The 15828-nt window shown below is 44.5% G+C and carries 15 protein-coding genes and 1 tRNA gene; 14 read left to right on the forward strand and 2 right to left on the reverse strand.

Annotation, left to right across the window (positions count from 1 at the left end; genetic code table 11):
* Positions 1 to 38: 38 nt before the first annotated feature.
* The 12 genes from ACFWMP_RS23460 to ACFWMP_RS23515 all read left to right on the forward strand — a co-directional run bounded on the left by ACFWMP_RS23460 (position 39) and on the right by ACFWMP_RS23515 (position 12175).
* Complete coding sequence (locus ACFWMP_RS23460; RefSeq protein ID WP_379424833.1) at positions 39 to 1508, forward strand: tagaturonate reductase; 1470 nt, start codon at positions 39 to 41, stop codon at positions 1506 to 1508.
* Positions 1509 to 1542: 34 nt separating this feature from the next.
* The gene (locus ACFWMP_RS23465) at positions 1543 to 3033 is read left to right on the forward strand and encodes a UxaA family hydrolase (protein WP_379424965.1); all 1491 of its coding nucleotides are present in this window, start codon (positions 1543 to 1545) and stop codon (positions 3031 to 3033) included.
* Between the two features lie 202 nt (positions 3034 to 3235).
* A complete protein-coding gene (locus ACFWMP_RS23470) occupies positions 3236 to 3463 on the forward strand; it encodes a DUF1858 domain-containing protein (RefSeq protein ID WP_076299971.1) in 228 nt (75 codons plus the stop codon).
* A 40-nt stretch (positions 3464 to 3503) separates the two neighbouring features.
* Positions 3504 to 4766 (forward strand): DUF438 domain-containing protein, encoded by a 1263-nt coding sequence (locus ACFWMP_RS23475; RefSeq protein WP_379424834.1) that lies wholly within the window; start codon positions 3504 to 3506, stop codon positions 4764 to 4766.
* 209 nt (positions 4767 to 4975) lie between these two features.
* A complete protein-coding gene (locus tag ACFWMP_RS23480) occupies positions 4976 to 5926 on the forward strand; it encodes an ROK family glucokinase (RefSeq protein ID WP_042184026.1) in 951 nt (316 codons plus the stop codon).
* Between the two features lie 45 nt (positions 5927 to 5971).
* Positions 5972 to 6871, forward strand: a complete 900-nt coding sequence (gene rapZ / locus ACFWMP_RS23485) for an RNase adapter RapZ (RefSeq protein WP_042123306.1) — start codon at positions 5972 to 5974, stop codon at positions 6869 to 6871.
* 57 nt (positions 6872 to 6928) lie between these two features.
* Complete coding sequence (locus tag ACFWMP_RS23490) at positions 6929 to 7876, forward strand: gluconeogenesis factor YvcK family protein (RefSeq protein ID WP_179085868.1); 948 nt, start codon at positions 6929 to 6931, stop codon at positions 7874 to 7876.
* 145 nt (positions 7877 to 8021) lie between these two features.
* A complete protein-coding gene (gene whiA / locus ACFWMP_RS23495; protein WP_042123310.1) occupies positions 8022 to 8951 on the forward strand; it encodes a DNA-binding protein WhiA in 930 nt (309 codons plus the stop codon).
* Between the two features lie 97 nt (positions 8952 to 9048).
* The gene (locus ACFWMP_RS23500) at positions 9049 to 9318 is read left to right on the forward strand and encodes an HPr family phosphocarrier protein (RefSeq protein ID WP_036687106.1); all 270 of its coding nucleotides are present in this window, start codon (positions 9049 to 9051) and stop codon (positions 9316 to 9318) included.
* Positions 9319 to 9468: 150 nt separating this feature from the next.
* The gene (locus ACFWMP_RS23505) at positions 9469 to 10224 is read left to right on the forward strand and encodes an SIMPL domain-containing protein (RefSeq protein WP_042184030.1); all 756 of its coding nucleotides are present in this window, start codon (positions 9469 to 9471) and stop codon (positions 10222 to 10224) included.
* 126 nt (positions 10225 to 10350) lie between these two features.
* Entirely contained in the window at positions 10351 to 11451 is a 1101-nt protein-coding gene (locus ACFWMP_RS23510) for a PdaC/SigV domain-containing protein (RefSeq protein WP_379424835.1), read from the forward strand.
* Positions 11452 to 11536: 85 nt separating this feature from the next.
* On the forward strand, positions 11537 to 12175 hold the full coding sequence (locus ACFWMP_RS23515; RefSeq protein ID WP_379424836.1) for a GDSL-type esterase/lipase family protein: 639 nt from the start codon (positions 11537 to 11539) through the stop codon (positions 12173 to 12175).
* Between the two features lie 95 nt (positions 12176 to 12270).
* Here ACFWMP_RS23515 and clpP read toward each other — a convergent pair whose 3' ends face one another.
* Together clpP and ACFWMP_RS23525 are read right to left on the reverse strand one after the other, a co-directional pair.
* Positions 12271 to 12867, reverse strand: a complete 597-nt coding sequence (gene clpP, locus ACFWMP_RS23520) for an ATP-dependent Clp endopeptidase proteolytic subunit ClpP (RefSeq protein ID WP_042184034.1) — start codon at positions 12865 to 12867, stop codon at positions 12271 to 12273.
* Positions 12868 to 13060: 193 nt separating this feature from the next.
* Positions 13061 to 13135: transfer RNA gene (locus ACFWMP_RS23525), tRNA-Arg, on the reverse strand.
* A gap of 433 nt (positions 13136 to 13568) precedes the next feature.
* Here ACFWMP_RS23525 and ACFWMP_RS23530 point away from each other — a divergent pair.
* Positions 13569 to 14621, forward strand: coding sequence for a sugar-binding transcriptional regulator (locus tag ACFWMP_RS23530; protein WP_042123320.1), 1053 nt, complete (start codon positions 13569 to 13571; stop codon positions 14619 to 14621).
* A gap of 102 nt (positions 14622 to 14723) precedes the next feature.
* The gene (gene gap, locus ACFWMP_RS23535) at positions 14724 to 15734 is read left to right on the forward strand and encodes a type I glyceraldehyde-3-phosphate dehydrogenase (protein ID WP_036687120.1); all 1011 of its coding nucleotides are present in this window, start codon (positions 14724 to 14726) and stop codon (positions 15732 to 15734) included.
* Positions 15735 to 15828: the final 94 nt, after the last annotated feature.

Consider the following 15828-nt stretch of genomic DNA (forward strand, 5'->3'; position numbering starts at 1 on the left):
TAGTTTATCGTGTGCATTAATAATCAGGAGGCGTTTATATGAGCAGATTAAATAGTGATAGTTGGAAAGCCTACAAGCAATATCCTGAGAAGGTTCTGCAATTTGGTGAAGGCAATTTCATGCGCGCTTTTGTAGATTGGCAGATTCATACCATGAATCAAAAAACGGATTTCAATGGTGGCGTGGTGGTTGTACAACCGCTGGGCAACGGACTTGCAGAAATGCTAAATGCTCAGAACGGTTTATACACGTTGTATCTCCAAGGAATCAAAGATGGAGCAGCGGTAAAAGAACATGAGGTCATCAACTGTATTACACGAACGCTTAATCCTTTTGCCCAGCATGAGGAGTATATGAAGCTTGCCGAAAATCCAGAGCTGCGCTTTATCGTGTCCAACACCACTGAGGCGGGAATTGCTTTTGAAGCAGGCGACAAGTTAACCGATGCTCCGCAGAGCAGTTTTCCAGGTAAACTGACGGCCTTATTGTATAAGCGTTTTGAATTTTTTAACGGTGATGCTTCTAAAGGTTTTATCATCATTCCGTGCGAGCTGATTGACCGAAATGGGGATGAGCTTAAGAAGGTCATTTTGAAATATGCTGACCTGTGGAATCTGGGAGAGGGCTTTGTAAAATGGCTGAATGAAGCCAACACCTTCTGCTGCAGTCTGGTGGATCGCATTGTTCCCGGATATCCAAGAGACAGCATCGCTGAGATTACGGAAGAATTGGGCTATGAGGATAAGCTGGTCGTTGTCGGCGAGCAGTTCCATCTTTGGGTAATTGAAGGGCCTCAATGGATTAAAAATGAATTCCCGGCTGAAGTAGCAGGTCTTAATGTGCTCGTGGTAGATGATATGACCCCTTACCGGACGCGTAAAGTGAGAATTCTAAACGGAGCTCATACCGCATTGACACCAGTAGCGTATTTGTACGGCATTGATACGGTTGCCGAGGCCATTGAGCACGAAGAGGTTGGGGCGTACGTGAAGTCCTTAATCTACGATGAGATCATTCCGACGCTGGATCTGCCGGTAGAGGAATTGAATTCTTTTGCAGACGCGGTATTAGAAAGGTTCCTGAACCCTTATGTGCAGCATTACTTGATGAGCATCTCCCTTAATTCTATCTCGAAATTTAAGACAAGAGATCTACCTTCTTTATTGCAATATGTAGAGTCCAAAGGACAATTGCCCGAGAAGCTTGTCTTCTCATTGAGTGCATTAATTGCCTTCTATAAAGGACGTAGAGGGGAAGAAGAGATTCAGCTGGCGGACGATGCGGATATTTTGGAATGGTTCGCCTCCTTGTGGGGAGGATGGGATGGCACAGACCCTGGGTTACGCGCACTGGCTGTCGAAGTATTAGCAGCGACAAATCGCTGGGGCTGTGACCTGAATGAAGTGGCTGATCTTACTGACAAGGTGACAGAAGGGCTCATTGCGATTGAGAGAACAGGTATGAAGCAAGCGCTGCATGCGTACGTGAAGAGACCTGCACACAACTAATACACAGGAGGTGGATAACGACATGATTAAGACTATGAAAGAGGTACTGCAGATCAACGAGGCTGATAACGTGGCAGTTGCACTTAAAGACTATCAAGCAGGCGACACCATTGTGATTGGTTCAAAAGAGATTAAAATTACGGAAGATATTGCTAGAGGTCATAAAATTGCACTAACCAGCATTAGCGAAGGCGAGAATGTATTGAAGTATGGTTATCCCATCGGTCATGCTAAAGCGCCTATCGTGCCGGGCCAGTGGGTGCATACCCATAATACGAAGACAAACCTAACAGGGGTTGAGGAATATACTTTTGAACAGAAGCTGACACCCAATCCTTTTAAAGTAGAGAATTTGACCTTTAAGGGGTATCGTCGCTTTGACGGATATGTAGGTATTCGTAATGAGCTTTGGATCGTCCCAACGGTTGGTTGTGTGAATGGAGTGGCGGAGCAGATCATCAATATTTTTAAGGCAGAGGTTGGTGATATCGCTCCGTTCGATAACGTGCTCGTACTGAAGCATAACTATGGTTGCTCCCAGCTGGGTGATGATCATGACAATACTCGTACAATACTTGCTAACGCGGTTAAGCATCCAAATGCGGGCGCCGTACTTGTGCTCGGACTAGGTTGTGAGAATAACAATTTGCATATTTTTAAAGACATGCTGGGTAGTTACGATGAGGATCGAGTGCGTTTTCTTGTCTCCCAAGAGGTTGGAAACGAGATTGAAGAAGGCGTAAAGCTGCTGAAGGAACTCTACAATAACGTACAGGGCGATCATCGGGAAGAAGTGGCACTCTCTGAGCTGAAGATTGGTCTGAAGTGTGGAGGCTCGGATGGCCTGTCCGGGATTTCAGCGAATCCCCTTCTTGGACGTCTGTCTGACTATATGGCTGCCCAAGGCGGCACAACTGTACTCACTGAAGTACCTGAAATGTTTGGCGCCGAAAAGATTCTGATGGAACGTGCTGCAGACGAAGCTATTTTCCACAAAATTGTTGATCTCATCAATGACTTTAAGCAGTATTTCATGGACTATAAACAGCCGGTATATGAAAACCCTTCACCAGGCAATAAAGCCGGAGGGATTACTACGCTTGAGGATAAATCGCTGGGTTGCACTCAAAAATCCGGTAATTCCACGGTAATGGATGTACTCAAGTACGGAGAGCTTATCACTATCAAAGGCTTAAATCTTCTTAACGCGCCGGGCAATGACCTAGTGGCTTCGTCGGCTCTGGCTGCTGCCGGCTGCCAATTGGTGATCTTTACGACCGGACGGGGGACACCTTTTGGTACATTCGTGCCAACAATGAAGGTGTCTACCAATACCCCATTGTACGAAGGCAAACGTCACTGGATCGATTTTAATGCGGGTGTGTTGGTTGAAGATGGTTCTCCAGATGAGGTCCTGCGTGACTTCATTAACTACATTATCAGCGTGGCTAGTGGGGAATGGGTAAATAACGAGAAGAATAACTTCCGCGAGATATCCATATTTAAAACAGGAGTAACGCTATAATAAATAATTTATTACGAATTAGACTGTCCCTTATGCTATTTAGCGTAGGGGGCAGTTTTTTTAATTTCACATTATTCATAATCCATCTTTAAAAGAACAGTCCTTGCTTTCTTCTGATTTAGTGATTGCAATCACAATTGCTTTGTACGGCCTATGCTAATCTGTTGTTGAGAATAGTTCTCATATAAAGGAGAAGAGTCCAATGGAAAAAATGCTGCGAATGGATGAGTCTATCTTCGAGATGGTATCCCGGCATCCGGAGGTCGTTGAGATTATGGTAGAGCTGGGCTTTAAGGACATTGCTAAGCCAGGTATGCTGCAGACCGCTGGCCGTTTCATGACCTTATCCAAAGGAATCAAGCTGAAGAAAATGGATCTCGATACCGTGAAGTTAGCATTTGAACGACACGGCTTCGAGATTATGAAATAAAGGAATCTATCATCAAAATTTCATTAAGGAGAGATCAATAATGAGTGAACTGATAAATAACCGCGAGGTTGATGTACCGGAGCAAACTCGTCGCCAAGCCATGCTCAAGGAGATTATTAAAGAACTGCATGCAGGCAAAAGTGTTGAAGAGGTTAAGGCACGCTTCGAGGAAGCTGTAGGTGATGTTACTGTTGCGGAAATCTCTGCAATGGAGCATTCGTTAATGACTGAAGAGGGAATTCCAGTATCCGAGGTACAGCGGCTTTGTTCGGTGCATACAGCAATATTCAAAGGCTCTATTGAGCAAATTCACCGCTCCTCAAAGCCTGAAGAACAACCCGGTCACCCAGTCCACACCTTCAAGCTAGAAAACCGTGAGATTGAAAGACTTGTGAACTTCCGTTTAGATTTGCATGCTGCAAAATTCCAGAAGAATGACAGCGAGGAGCTGATCTTTAAGCTGCTGGAGGATCTTAGCTTACTGCTGGATCTAGATAAACACTATAGTCGAAAAGAAAATCTGTTGTTCCCTTACCTTGAAAAATACGGCATTTATGGACCAACCAAGGTAATGTGGGGCGTGGATGATCATATCCGTCGTATGATTAAAGAGGCAAAAGCAGCGCTCAGCAGCTACAGCGGAAATGCAGCAGATATTGGTGTTCAACTTACGGAGATCATCAAGGAAGTTAATGAAATGATTTTTAAGGAAGAAAATATTTTATTGCCTATGTCGCTGGATAAATTGACGGAAGACGAATGGGTCAAAATCGCACGGGAGAGCGATGAGATTGGATTCTGCCTAACGGCGCCGGAGCAGGAGTGGATACCCGAACGTGCCGCAGAGCCGGAAGGTGCAGCATTGCAGGGTGAAGCAGTGGGAGCCGCTCCGCAAGAAGGGTTCATCCGTTTTGAGACAGGGCTGTTGTCATTGCATCAGCTCGAAACAGTACTCAATCACCTGCCAGTAGATCTGACATTCATTGATGAGAATGATGTCGTTCGATATTTTTCACACGGGAAGGAACGTATCTTTGCCCGAACTAAGGCAGTTATCGGCCGCACGGTACAGAACTGTCATCCGCCTCAAAGTGTTCATGTGGTGGAGAAGCTTCTGGAAGACTTTAAGGCAGGTCGTAAGGATGCTGAGGACTTCTGGATCAACATCAAGGATAAATTTATCTATATCCGTTATTTCGCCGTCCGAGACGAGACTGGTCGGTATATGGGTACGCTGGAGTTTACACAGAATATCGCACCTATCCGTGCACTGGAGGGGCAAAAGCGTATTTTGTCAGAATAAATGGGTGATTTAGGTTATTTTCCAGATAATAATATAGTCAGAAGACTCTCTTACTTAGTCGTAAGGGGGTCTTTTTAGAATATAATAGAGTATAGTATTAAAATAAGGAATTCCCGGGTGTGTTGTCTTTCCTTGACCACAGAGGGGGCTTCTATTATAGTTGGTACTTAGGATTAACTATTTTAGTATAAAAAAAGGTGGCTTGTTACATGTCTGAGAATATCTACGTTGGCGTGGATTTGGGTGGAACTGCAATTAAGGTTGGAATCTGCAATGCTGAGGGAACGCTACTGCATACTTATGAGGGACCCACAGGAACTGCAGAAGGTGTCGATACTGTTATCGATAATATCGAGAAGTATGTACGCCAAATTGTGGAGGATTCCCCGTACTCTTGGGATCAGCTTGCAGGTGTAGGCGCGGGCGTAGCAGGGTTCACAAATATTCGTGAAGGAATCATTATCCTTGCGCCCAACATAGGATTTAAAGATGTGCCGATTCGTTCCATTTTGGAAGACCGCTGGAACAAGCCTGTCAAAATAGACAATGATGCGAACGTGGCTGCACTGGGTGAAGCCTGGAGTGGTGCAGGACGCGGGATTGAAAACTGTGTCTGCTATACGCTAGGAACAGGTGTTGGTGGCGGAATCATTATTAACGGAAAGATTTATCAAGGTTTTGCAGGTCTAGCAGGTGAGCTTGGCCATATCACTGTAGTGCCGGATTTGGAAGCCATTCAATGTGGTTGCGGTAATATGGGATGTCTGGAAACCGTTTCCTCTGCTACAGGAATTATTCGTATGGCTAACGATGCAGTAGCTCGTGGTGATCGTACTTCCCTCTCAATGGTAGAGAAGATTGCTGCGAAGGAAGTCTTTGATGCGGCTAAGGCTGGCGATGAAGTAGCGATTCGCATAGTAAACCGTGCAGCATACTACCTGGGTAAATCTATGGCTTCTGTTGCAGCCGTGCTTAACCCTGAGGTCTTTATCATTGGTGGTGGTGTGTCTAAGGCTGGAGATATTCTATTTGATGAAGTTCGTCGTGTGTTTGCTAAGCTCGCACCGGCTCCGCTTCAGACTGGTGTTTCGATTATTCCTGCAGAGCTTGGTAATGATGCAGGTATTGTGGGTGCAGCAGGTCTTCTGCTTCGTTCTTAAAAGATAGGGAGTATTCATATACTAATTTAGGGAGGGGACGCTTTAATGACCGAATTGGACAATACTCCAACGGCTGGAGCCACCCTGATCATTATTACCGGAATGTCAGGTGCGGGTAAGACAATTGCTGTGCAGAGTCTGGAAGACCTAGGGTTCTTCTGTGTCGATAATTTGCCGCCGGTGCTGATCCCTAAGTTTGCAGAACTGATTGAGCAGTCGAAGGGTAAGATCGCCAAGGTAGCGCTTGTGATTGACCTGCGCGGTAGGGAATTCTTCACTGCTTTGTCCGAGTCTCTAGCCTATATTAAAGATGAGTCAACCATTGGCTGTGAAATCTTGTTCTTGGATGCTACGGATTCGGTGCTTGTGCAGCGTTACAAGGAAAGCCGGCGTCATCATCCTCTAGCGCCTAAGGGACTTCCGCTTGATGGTATCAAGCTGGAACGTAAAATGCTTGAGGAATTAAAGAATTCAGCTACATTATGTCTGGATACTAGCAGTATGAAACCAGTGCAGCTCAAGGAGAAGATCGTTTCTCGGTTCTCGCATTTAGGAAAAAGTACACTCTCCGTCAACATTACATCGTTCGGATTTAAGTATGGTATTCCTATTGATGCAGACCTCGTCTTCGATGTTCGATTTTTGCCTAACCCACATTATGTGGATCACCTGCGGCCAAAAACAGGTCAGGACAGCGATGTCTATGACTATGTAATGAAGTGGCCTGAAACACAGGTGTTCCTGACCAAACTGCTCGATATGCTTCATTTCTTAATTCCGCAATATCGTAGGGAAGGTAAATCCCAGATTATTATCGGCATTGGCTGTACAGGCGGGAAACACCGTTCAGTAGCCATTTCTGAATATTTGGGCAAAATGCTGGGCGTCAGCGAAACGGAATCCGTAGCCGTTAGTCATCGGGATTCCGAGCGTGATCGGCACTAATGAGAGAAGGGGTCCATAGTGGCTGAAGAACAAAGACAGCGTCCACGTATCGTCGTTATGGGCGGTGGCACGGGGCTATCTGTCATGCTTCGCGGCTTAAAAGAAAAGCCGCTAGATATTACAGCTATAGTTACCGTAGCAGATGATGGAGGAAGCTCGGGCATTTTGCGCAGTGAACTGCAAATGCCGCCTCCTGGGGACATCCGTAACGTATTAACAGCTATGGCTGATGTAGAGCCGCTCATGGCGGATATTATGAGATATCGTTTCAACACGGGCGAAGGCTTGGCGGGTCATAGTCTTGGCAATTTAATTCTTGCCGCGCTTACAGATATATCAGGCGATTTTGTCACAGCTGTTCGTGAGCTTAGCCGATTATTTGCTGTTCGCGGAAGGGTATTACCCGCTGCGGGGGATGCCGTAGTATTGCGTGCAGAAATGTCAGACGGCACGATTATCACGGGTGAGTCTAAGATACCGGAAGCAGGCGGGATCATTAAACGGGTTTCTTTGGAGCCTGCTGATGTTGAACCGTTGCCTGAAGCACTTGAAGCGATTCGAAATGCTGATGCAATTCTTTTGGGGCCAGGTAGTCTATATACGAGCATTCTTCCGAACCTACTTGTTCCGAAGTTAGCAGAAGCAGTTGTATCTTCTGATGCAATCAAAATTTTTGTCTGCAATGTAATGACTCAGCCTGGTGAAACGGATAATTATACTGTAAATGACCATCTACAAGCCGTTTATGATCATATTGGGATTCATTTATTTGATTATATTATTGTGAATGACGGTGAAATTCCAGAGCAGGTGCAGTCGAAATACGCTGAGAAGGGTGCACGTCCGGTACAGCTCGACAAGGATGTACTAGAAGGCAGTGCATATAAAGTTATAGCGGATAAGCTAGTGTTATTCCGAACTTATTTAAGGCATGATACCGATAAGCTTAGTCATCATATCTATCAGCTTGTGCAAGATTGGATAAACAGAAACCCTAGGGTATAACTTAAAATATAAGAAAGTATAAGTTTTAAACCTATACTTTTTTTATATTTCTCGCTTAAACGCTTACCGTCCTCAAAAGGACGCCGAAGGCGTTTATGCTTGTATATATGAATGACGTACTTATTTTCAGAAAGAGGTGAGACCCTTGTCTTTTGCGGCCCTTACCAAAAAAGAGCTGACGATGGTGGAGAGTGAGCCCTGTTGTGAGAAGGCGGAAATGTCAGCGCTTATCCGTATGAATGGATCTGTGCAGCTTTCAAGCAAAAAGGTGATTCTCGACATTTCGACGGAGAACGCCGCGATTGCAAGGCGGGTATATTCTTTGCTTAAGAAATATTACCAGGTCCATATTGAGCTACTCGTGCGTAAAAAAATGCGTTTGAAGAAAAATAACGTTTATATCGTTAGAATCCCTAGTCGCGTACAGGAAATCTTAAATGATCTCCGAATTGTGTCCGAAGGATTTATTTTTACCGACGGTATTGATAAAGAGATTGTTGGGAATAACTGCTGTAAGCGTGCTTATTTGCGGGGTGCCTTTTTGGCGGGCGGATCCGTTAATAATCCGGAGGGTTCCTCTTACCATTTGGAGATTTCCTCGATGTATGAGGAGCATTGTAAGGCGCTGGTCGATCTGGCTGGTGAATTTCACCTAAACGCACGCTGCATTGAACGTAAAAAAGGGTTCATTCTATACATTAAAGAAGGCGAGAAGATTATCGAATTCTTAAGTCTGATCGGGGCGCATCAAGCGTTGTTCAAATTTGAGGATGTAAGAATTATGCGCGATATGCGTAATTCCGTGAATCGGATCGTGAACTGCGAGACCGCGAATCTCAATAAAACGATAAGTGCCGCGGTGCGGCAGATTGAGAATATCAAACTGCTGCAGCGAGAAGTGGGTCTGGAGAGCTTACCGGATAAACTGCGGGAAGTTGCAGAAATTCGAATGGCACATCCAGATATCAACCTTAAAGAGGTTGGTGAAATGCTGAAAGGTACGGTTAGTAAGTCCGGAGTAAATCATCGACTTCGTAAGATTGATGAACTGGCGGACAAGGTTCGAGGCGGCTAGTCACTTTTTTTCTAGTGTGGTTTACGTTATAATGATATAATAATATAAAATTAATGTGAAATTTTTGGGGAGAACTCAATTAGGGGGTAAGCGTTTCATGACAAAGCACCCGGTAGTTGTTCGGTTGAAGACAGGGCTACACGCTCGACCGGCAGCATTGTTTGTGCAAGAAGCTAACAAGTTTTCGTCGGAGATTTTCGTGGAAAAAGACGATAAAAAAGTAAACGCCAAAAGTATTATGGGTATTATGAGCCTAGCGATCAGTTCCGGCACGGAGATCTATATCAGCGCGGATGGTGCAGACGCGGATCAAGCTGTAAACGCTTTGACGAGTCTCGTTAGCAAAGAAGAGCTTGAGAACCAATAATCTTTTGAAGTGACTTTTTATCGAATGACTAAAAAGCCCCTAGGGGCTTTTTTTTATACCAAAAAATAGATTTTAACTGTGCAACATTTACCAAAAAGACTCGTCTAGAGGATAATAACAAATCACAAAGGATGAAAGGGGCTGGCAAATATGAAAGGTTTGGTAAAAAAGATTGGTTCAGTGTTGATCGTAGGAAGTTTGTTAATTGGAGGGATTAGCATGAGTGGTGTCTTCCAAGGTCCTGCAAAGGCTTATGCAGATGAAGTGCAGAAAAATGTTGTTAGTGTAGTAGGTAAAGGTGAGTTGTCCATCAAGCCGGATATTGTATACTTGTCCATCGGTGTGGATACTACGGCTACAACTGCGCAAGAAGCGCAAAAAACAAATGCTGCTAAAATCCAAAAGATCACTACTCTACTGAAGGGGACTTGGAAAATCGCAGATAAGGATATTCAAAGTACCCAATTCTATGTGCAACCCAACTATAGTTATAGTGAAAAAGAAGGACAGCAAGTGAAAGGATACAACGCGAATCATACACTGTTAGTGTCCTATAGAGATCTGACTAAGGTTGGTGAATTGCTAGACGCTGCATCTGCGGCGGGGGCAAATAATATCGGAAATGCACGTTTTTCCGTGGAAGATACTTCTGCCTTTGAAGCTCAGGTGATTGAAAAGGCGATGGCGAACGCAGATGTTAAAGCAGGTGCTATTGCTAAGGCAGCTAAACGTAGCTTGGGTCAAGTAATCACGGTCAGCCAAAATGATGGCAATGTCACTCCGGTTTATTTTGAACAGAATCTAAAAATGGAAATGGCTGCAGCAGATGCTGGTGCAAGCACATCCGTTCAACCGGGAGTAGTTAAAGTTACAACACAGCTGAGCGTAATGTATGAATTGAAATAGTAGCAGAACAAGATGATTGCAGAGAGGAGAGGTGATCTTCCACTAGTAATAGTGGGGGATGCCTCTTTTTTTGTGTAAATTCTCTAAGATTAGGTTTAATAAACTGGAAAGGAGTGGGAAAATTAGATGGTGAATATCTCAAAAGAAACAGTACGCAAATGGGGCATAGGTTTGATGTCGGCGGGATTATTGCTTGGTGGAGGATTGCTGCCCAGTGATACGGGTTATGCAGCTTCTGATCAGATGAAGAGCAAGGCTATTGCTACAAGTATAGTTTTAAAGGCGAATGGGGTGATTTCACAGCAGACAGGTATTTTGCAGGAAGGGAAGGTCTGGATTCCGATTACCTTTATGCGTGATGTGCTGCAATTACCTCTAACTTATGATAAAAAAGAAAATGCATACTCGATCGGAAAGGGAACGACTAAGGCCAAGTTGCTGATATCTAGCTATGGTACTTCAATTTGGGTGAATAATTATTACATTCGAGAGTATGAAGGAAAGCTAATAAACAACCGGCTCTATGTTCCATCCGGTCTGTTAAATGATTATTTGGGCTATAAAGTGGATTGGAGTCAGGGCTCTAGTAAGTTGAATGTGGTGAACAGATCACAGAATGCGTTGACGGTAACCACTGAAACCTATGCTAAGGATCGAAAAGAGGCTTTGATCCAGCTTGATTATCCGAAGTTTAGTGGATTAAGCAATTCCAATGCACAGCAGGCCATGAATGATATTTTGAAAGACAGTGCCATGAAATTCGCTGAAGGCGCGGAGAAGGATATCTCGAATCGATCCGGGTCAGAGCCTAAGTATACTTATGATATAGATTATGTGGTGACCTACAATCAGGATGGTGTGATCAGTTTAGTGATGTCAGAGTATAGCGATACGGGCGGCGCTCATGGTATGACCAATCGAGAGGCTTTTACCTTTTCGCTCAAGGATGGCAAACGTCTGCTGTTGGGCGACCTGTTCGGAGCTAACCCAAACTACAAAAAAGAGTTGAATGCTAAGTTAAACAAGCTAGTAAAAGCGGAGGAAAGTTATTTGGGAGGATTCAACGGATTGAATACGGAAAAGTATTTTTATCTGAAGGATGATCAGGTCGTTCTGTTCTTCCAATTGTATGAATACACAGCTTATGCTGCGGGGTTCCCGGAATACATCTTTACTTTCAAAGAACTGTTGCCGGAAGGCGGCAGCCCATTTGCTGCTGTAAAATAAATAGAACTGGACATCTCCCCCTTACCAGAATCACCTCGAATTCATATGCTAAATGGAGTAACTAGTTTATGAACGGGGGAGAGCTATGAGCTATCAATACACTGCAATTGGCGATTCCTTGACGACTGGATTTGGCGCTCTGCCAGGTAACGGTTTTGTACCGGTGTACCGTAGAATGGCGGAAGGGAGACTGCGTTCTAACGTAGCCTCCACGAATTTGGGCGTGAATGGATTGACTACTTCTGAATTGGAACAGCGGCTACGCGGAAGCTCTATGACGCGTGAAGCCATTCGAGCAGCGGATATTATCACTCTATCCATTGGTGGTAATGATTTAATCCATGCAGCGAAGGCTGCAGCTAGACAACCTGAAAATTTATCTAAAGAGCTGCGAAGATCATTGCAAGAGTGCAAACAGAATTTTGCTGCAATTATGAGTATCCTCTTCCAATTGAAGGCGGGAACGCGTAGACCTTATATCATTCGAATTGTGGGATTGTATAATCCCTATCCTCAGGTAGTAGGTGCTACAGAGTGGGTAAGGCAGTTTAACAGTTATGCCTCACAGTACAGTAGCCGGGTATGTGGATTTGCTTCTATTTATAGTGAGTTTGCAGGAAACGAGAGAGGGCTTTTATCAATTGACCACTTACATCCTAATGGTCGAGGCTACCGTGTGATTGCTGAGAAACTGGATGGGCTTGGTTATGGTGGTTTGTATTAATTGAGATTCGTATGAAGTAGTGGTCTGAAAAGTAAAGAGGCTGTGCACTAACCATCAAGTGGATAGGGCACAGCCTCTTTGTGTTGTTTTATAGCTTACACACCGCTAGGCAGTGTCTTCTCGATGACTTTATCAACGATACCGTAAGCTGCCGCGTCTGCAGCAGTCATGAAGTAATCACGATCAGTGTCCTTCTCAATACGTTCTAGCGGTTGACCCGTACGTTCTGCAAGAATACGATTCAACTTATCACGCAATTTGAGGATACGACGGGCACGGATTTCGATATCCGTTGCTTGACCTTGAGCACCACCCAGAGGTTGGTGAATCATGATCTCACTGTTAGGCAGTGCGAAGCGTTTGCCTTTAGCGCCAGCGTTAAGTAGGAAAGCTCCCATAGAAGCTGCCATACCCACACAGATGGTGGAAACGTCCGGTTTAATGTACTGCATTGTATCAAAAATAGCCATACCTGCAGTAATGGAACCGCCGGGGCTATTCACGTAAAGGTGAATGTCCTTCTCCGGATCTTCGGCAGCCAAGAACAGCATTTGTGCGATGATAGAATTGGCTACCACGTCATTAACCTCCGTTCCAAGGAAAATGATGCGGTCCTTCAGCAGGCGGGAATAGATGTCATAAGCGCGCTCACCGCGGTTGCTCTGTTCTACTACCATAGGAATATAACTCACGTGGAAAACCTCCTTGATATTGGTTCTTCAAATGTATTCATTTTTACTCTTGCCGTATTACCCACATGATAAACAAATTCAAACAAAAAGTCAAAGAAAGTCAAACTTATATTCAAAAAAAAGAGCCGACACGCGGCTCTTTGGTTAAGTAGTAGTATAGGCACTACTAAATTATGTACAAAAGTGAAATTAATGGCGCGCCCGCCAAGAATCGAACTTGGATCTCAGGCTTCGGAGGCCTACGTCATATCCATTGGACCACGGGCGCAACAAAAATGATTATAATACAATTTCTGTGCAATTGCAATGGACAGGAAGAAACGACGCTGTCGTCCTTTATTGACGACAACCGTTTCTCGTAGAAATATAAGGATGATATATAACGTGAAACCTGTAATTTCTTATATTTTTAATAATACTGTACTCAGGCTCTATCCCTTGTCTTCAAGGTGGACAAGCGTACATTGTGTTTCACTTAGCTAAAGAATCTGGATTGTTAATGACAGGTTTTTTGGAGCTGAATCTCTTTCCCAATCCTATAAATGTATAAGAAGACAAGCGCTTGAGAATTCTACTCTCGGAAGACTTGCACTTCGAGCAATATTTGGTTAGAATATGAGTGGGACTTAAAAAGTTTACCCGGGACATTTTGAGACCATGAACAAGGGAATAGAGGAAGACGAAGTTGCAGGAGTGAAAGTATGCGTAATTTATTAGATATCCAAAAGCAGCTTCTGCCTGATCTCATGGAAACCCTTAAGAGACGGTACACGATTCTTCATCAGATCATGCTGTCCGATATAATTGGGCGCAGAACGCTTGCCGCTTCGCTTGATATGACTGAGCGGGTACTGCGTGCCGAGACGGATCTTCTGAAATCGCAAGGGCTCATTGAGATCGAGAGCGTTGGCATGCGCATTAGCGCTGCTGGGCGTAGACTGCTTGATTTGCTAGAGCCGGTTGTTAAGAGCCTGTTTGGTCTGGATGAGCTGGAAGAGAAAATTCGGGCAACGTACGGTCTGGATAAAGTTATTGTGGTGCCGGGTGATTGTGAGTCATCGCCGTTCACCAAACGTGAGCTTGGCCGAGCGGGTGCAAAAGCACTGCTCAGTGTACTTCGTACAGATGATATAGTTGCTGTCACAGGTGGATCAACGCTTGCCGATATGGCTGATCAACTGACACCGCCGTTATCCCTTTCCTATAAGAACGCTTGGTTTGTTCCGGCGCGTGGTGGATTAGGAGAGAGTATGGAGATTCAAGCCAATACGATTGCCTCAACAATGGCAAAACGGGTAGGAGCGAATTACCGGTTGCTGCATGTACCTGATTTACTTAGTGGGGATGCCTACCAGTCACTAGCACTTGACTCTAATATTGGAGAGATTGTACAAATCATCCGCAGTTCGCGTATTATTGTACATGGGATTGGGGATGCCATTGAAATGACTCGCCGCCGCAAGCTGGATGAGGCAACTGTCTCAGAAATCCAGGGTGAGGGAGCCGTGGCTGAATCCTTTGGGTATTACTTTAACGAAGATGGTCAGGTTGTCCATACGATGCTTACGATGGGACTACGTCTAGAAGATATTGTTCGGACGGAGACAGTCATCGGTATTGCTGGAGGCAAACCAAAGGCCAAAGCCATTCATGCCATGCTGCGTTTCGGGCAGGAGAATATACTCGTCACCGACGAGGCTGCTGCTGTGGAAATCGGCAAGGAAATTGATAATCAGTTACAGATATCCTCGTAACTCACTAGAGCATATATCTTGCATCATACTTAACATTGTTGTCATGACAGGCTTCACGGTCTGTTTTGAATAAATAAAACGAATTCTAGGAGGAACTATTCAATGAGTGTAAAAGTTGGAATTAACGGATTTGGACGTATTGGACGCCTTGCTTTCCGCCGTATTCAAAATGTAGAAGGTATCGAAGTGGTAGCAATCAACGACTTGACTGACGCTAAGATGCTTGCTCATTTGCTTAAATATGATACAACTCAAGGTAAATTCCAAGGTGATGTTGAAGTGCATGATGGCTTCTTCAAAGTCAATGGCAAAGAAGTTAAGGTTCTTGCTAACCGCAACCCTGAAGAATTGCCATGGGGCGACCTAGGCGTTGATATCGTACTTGAGTGCACAGGTTTCTTCACAACTAAAGAAGCAGCTGAAAAACACTTGAAAGGTGGAGCTAAGAAAGTAGTTATCTCCGCTCCAGCTACTGGCGACATGAAAACTGTCGTTTACAACGTTAACGATGACATTCTTGATGGTACTGAGACTGTTATTTCCGGCGCATCTTGCACAACGAACTGCCTAGCTCCAATGGCAAAAGTATTGAACGACAAGTTCGGTATCGTTGAAGGCTTGATGACTACAATTCACGCTTACACTGGTGACCAAAACACTTTGGATGCTCCACACGCTAAAGGTGACTTCAGACGCGCTCGTGCAGCAGCTGAGAACATCATTCCTAACACTACTGGTGCTGCTAAAGCAATCGGTCTTGTTATTCCAGAACTTAAAGGTAAATTGGATGGTGCGGCTCAACGTGTTCCAGTTGCAACTGGTTCCCTGACTGAGCTTGTAACTGTTCTTGATAAGAGCGTTACTGTTGAAGAAATCAACGCAGCAATGAAAGCAGCTTCCGATCCAGACACTTATGGTTACACTGAAGATGAAATCGTATCTTCCGATATCAAAGGTATGACTTTCGGATCCCTGTTCGATGCTACACAAACTAAAGTATTGACTGTTGGCGACAAACAACTCGTTAAGACTGTTGCTTGGTATGACAATGAAATGTCCTACACTGCACAATTGGTTCGTACTTTGGAGAAATTCGCTAAAATCGCTAAGTAATTGACTTGATATAAGTAACATCTATAGAGCGGAAACAGAAGTTCCTTGTTTCCGCTCTTTCTAAATGTATTTCTTGTTTCCTGCTAGAAACAAC

Source organism: Paenibacillus sp. NPDC058367, assembly GCF_042723305.1.
GTDB lineage: Bacteria > Bacillota > Bacilli > Paenibacillales > Paenibacillaceae > Paenibacillus_AQ.

Excerpts from the sequence above, each read along its gene's own strand:
- ACFWMP_RS23460 (WP_379424833.1), top strand. The coding sequence starts at position 39 with ATGAGCAGATTAAATAGTGATAGTTGGAAAGCCTACAAGCAATATCCT.
- ACFWMP_RS23465 (WP_379424965.1), top strand. The coding sequence starts at position 1,543 with ATGAAAGAGGTACTGCAGATCAACGAGGCTGATAACGTGGCAGTTGCA.
- ACFWMP_RS23470 (WP_076299971.1), top strand. The coding sequence starts at position 3,236 with ATGGAAAAAATGCTGCGAATGGATGAGTCTATCTTCGAGATGGTATCC.
- ACFWMP_RS23475 (WP_379424834.1), top strand. The coding sequence starts at position 3,504 with ATGAGTGAACTGATAAATAACCGCGAGGTTGATGTACCGGAGCAAACT.
- ACFWMP_RS23480 (WP_042184026.1), top strand. The coding sequence starts at position 4,976 with ATGTCTGAGAATATCTACGTTGGCGTGGATTTGGGTGGAACTGCAATT.
- rapZ (WP_042123306.1), top strand. The coding sequence starts at position 5,972 with ATGACCGAATTGGACAATACTCCAACGGCTGGAGCCACCCTGATCATT.
- ACFWMP_RS23490 (WP_179085868.1), top strand. The coding sequence starts at position 6,929 with ATGGGCGGTGGCACGGGGCTATCTGTCATGCTTCGCGGCTTAAAAGAA.
- ACFWMP_RS23500 (WP_036687106.1), top strand. The coding sequence starts at position 9,049 with ATGACAAAGCACCCGGTAGTTGTTCGGTTGAAGACAGGGCTACACGCT.
- ACFWMP_RS23505 (WP_042184030.1), top strand. The coding sequence starts at position 9,469 with ATGAAAGGTTTGGTAAAAAAGATTGGTTCAGTGTTGATCGTAGGAAGT.
- ACFWMP_RS23510 (WP_379424835.1), top strand. The coding sequence starts at position 10,351 with ATGGTGAATATCTCAAAAGAAACAGTACGCAAATGGGGCATAGGTTTG.
- ACFWMP_RS23515 (WP_379424836.1), top strand. The coding sequence starts at position 11,537 with ATGAGCTATCAATACACTGCAATTGGCGATTCCTTGACGACTGGATTT.
- ACFWMP_RS23530 (WP_042123320.1), top strand. The coding sequence starts at position 13,569 with ATGCGTAATTTATTAGATATCCAAAAGCAGCTTCTGCCTGATCTCATG.
- gap (WP_036687120.1), top strand. The coding sequence starts at position 14,724 with ATGAGTGTAAAAGTTGGAATTAACGGATTTGGACGTATTGGACGCCTT.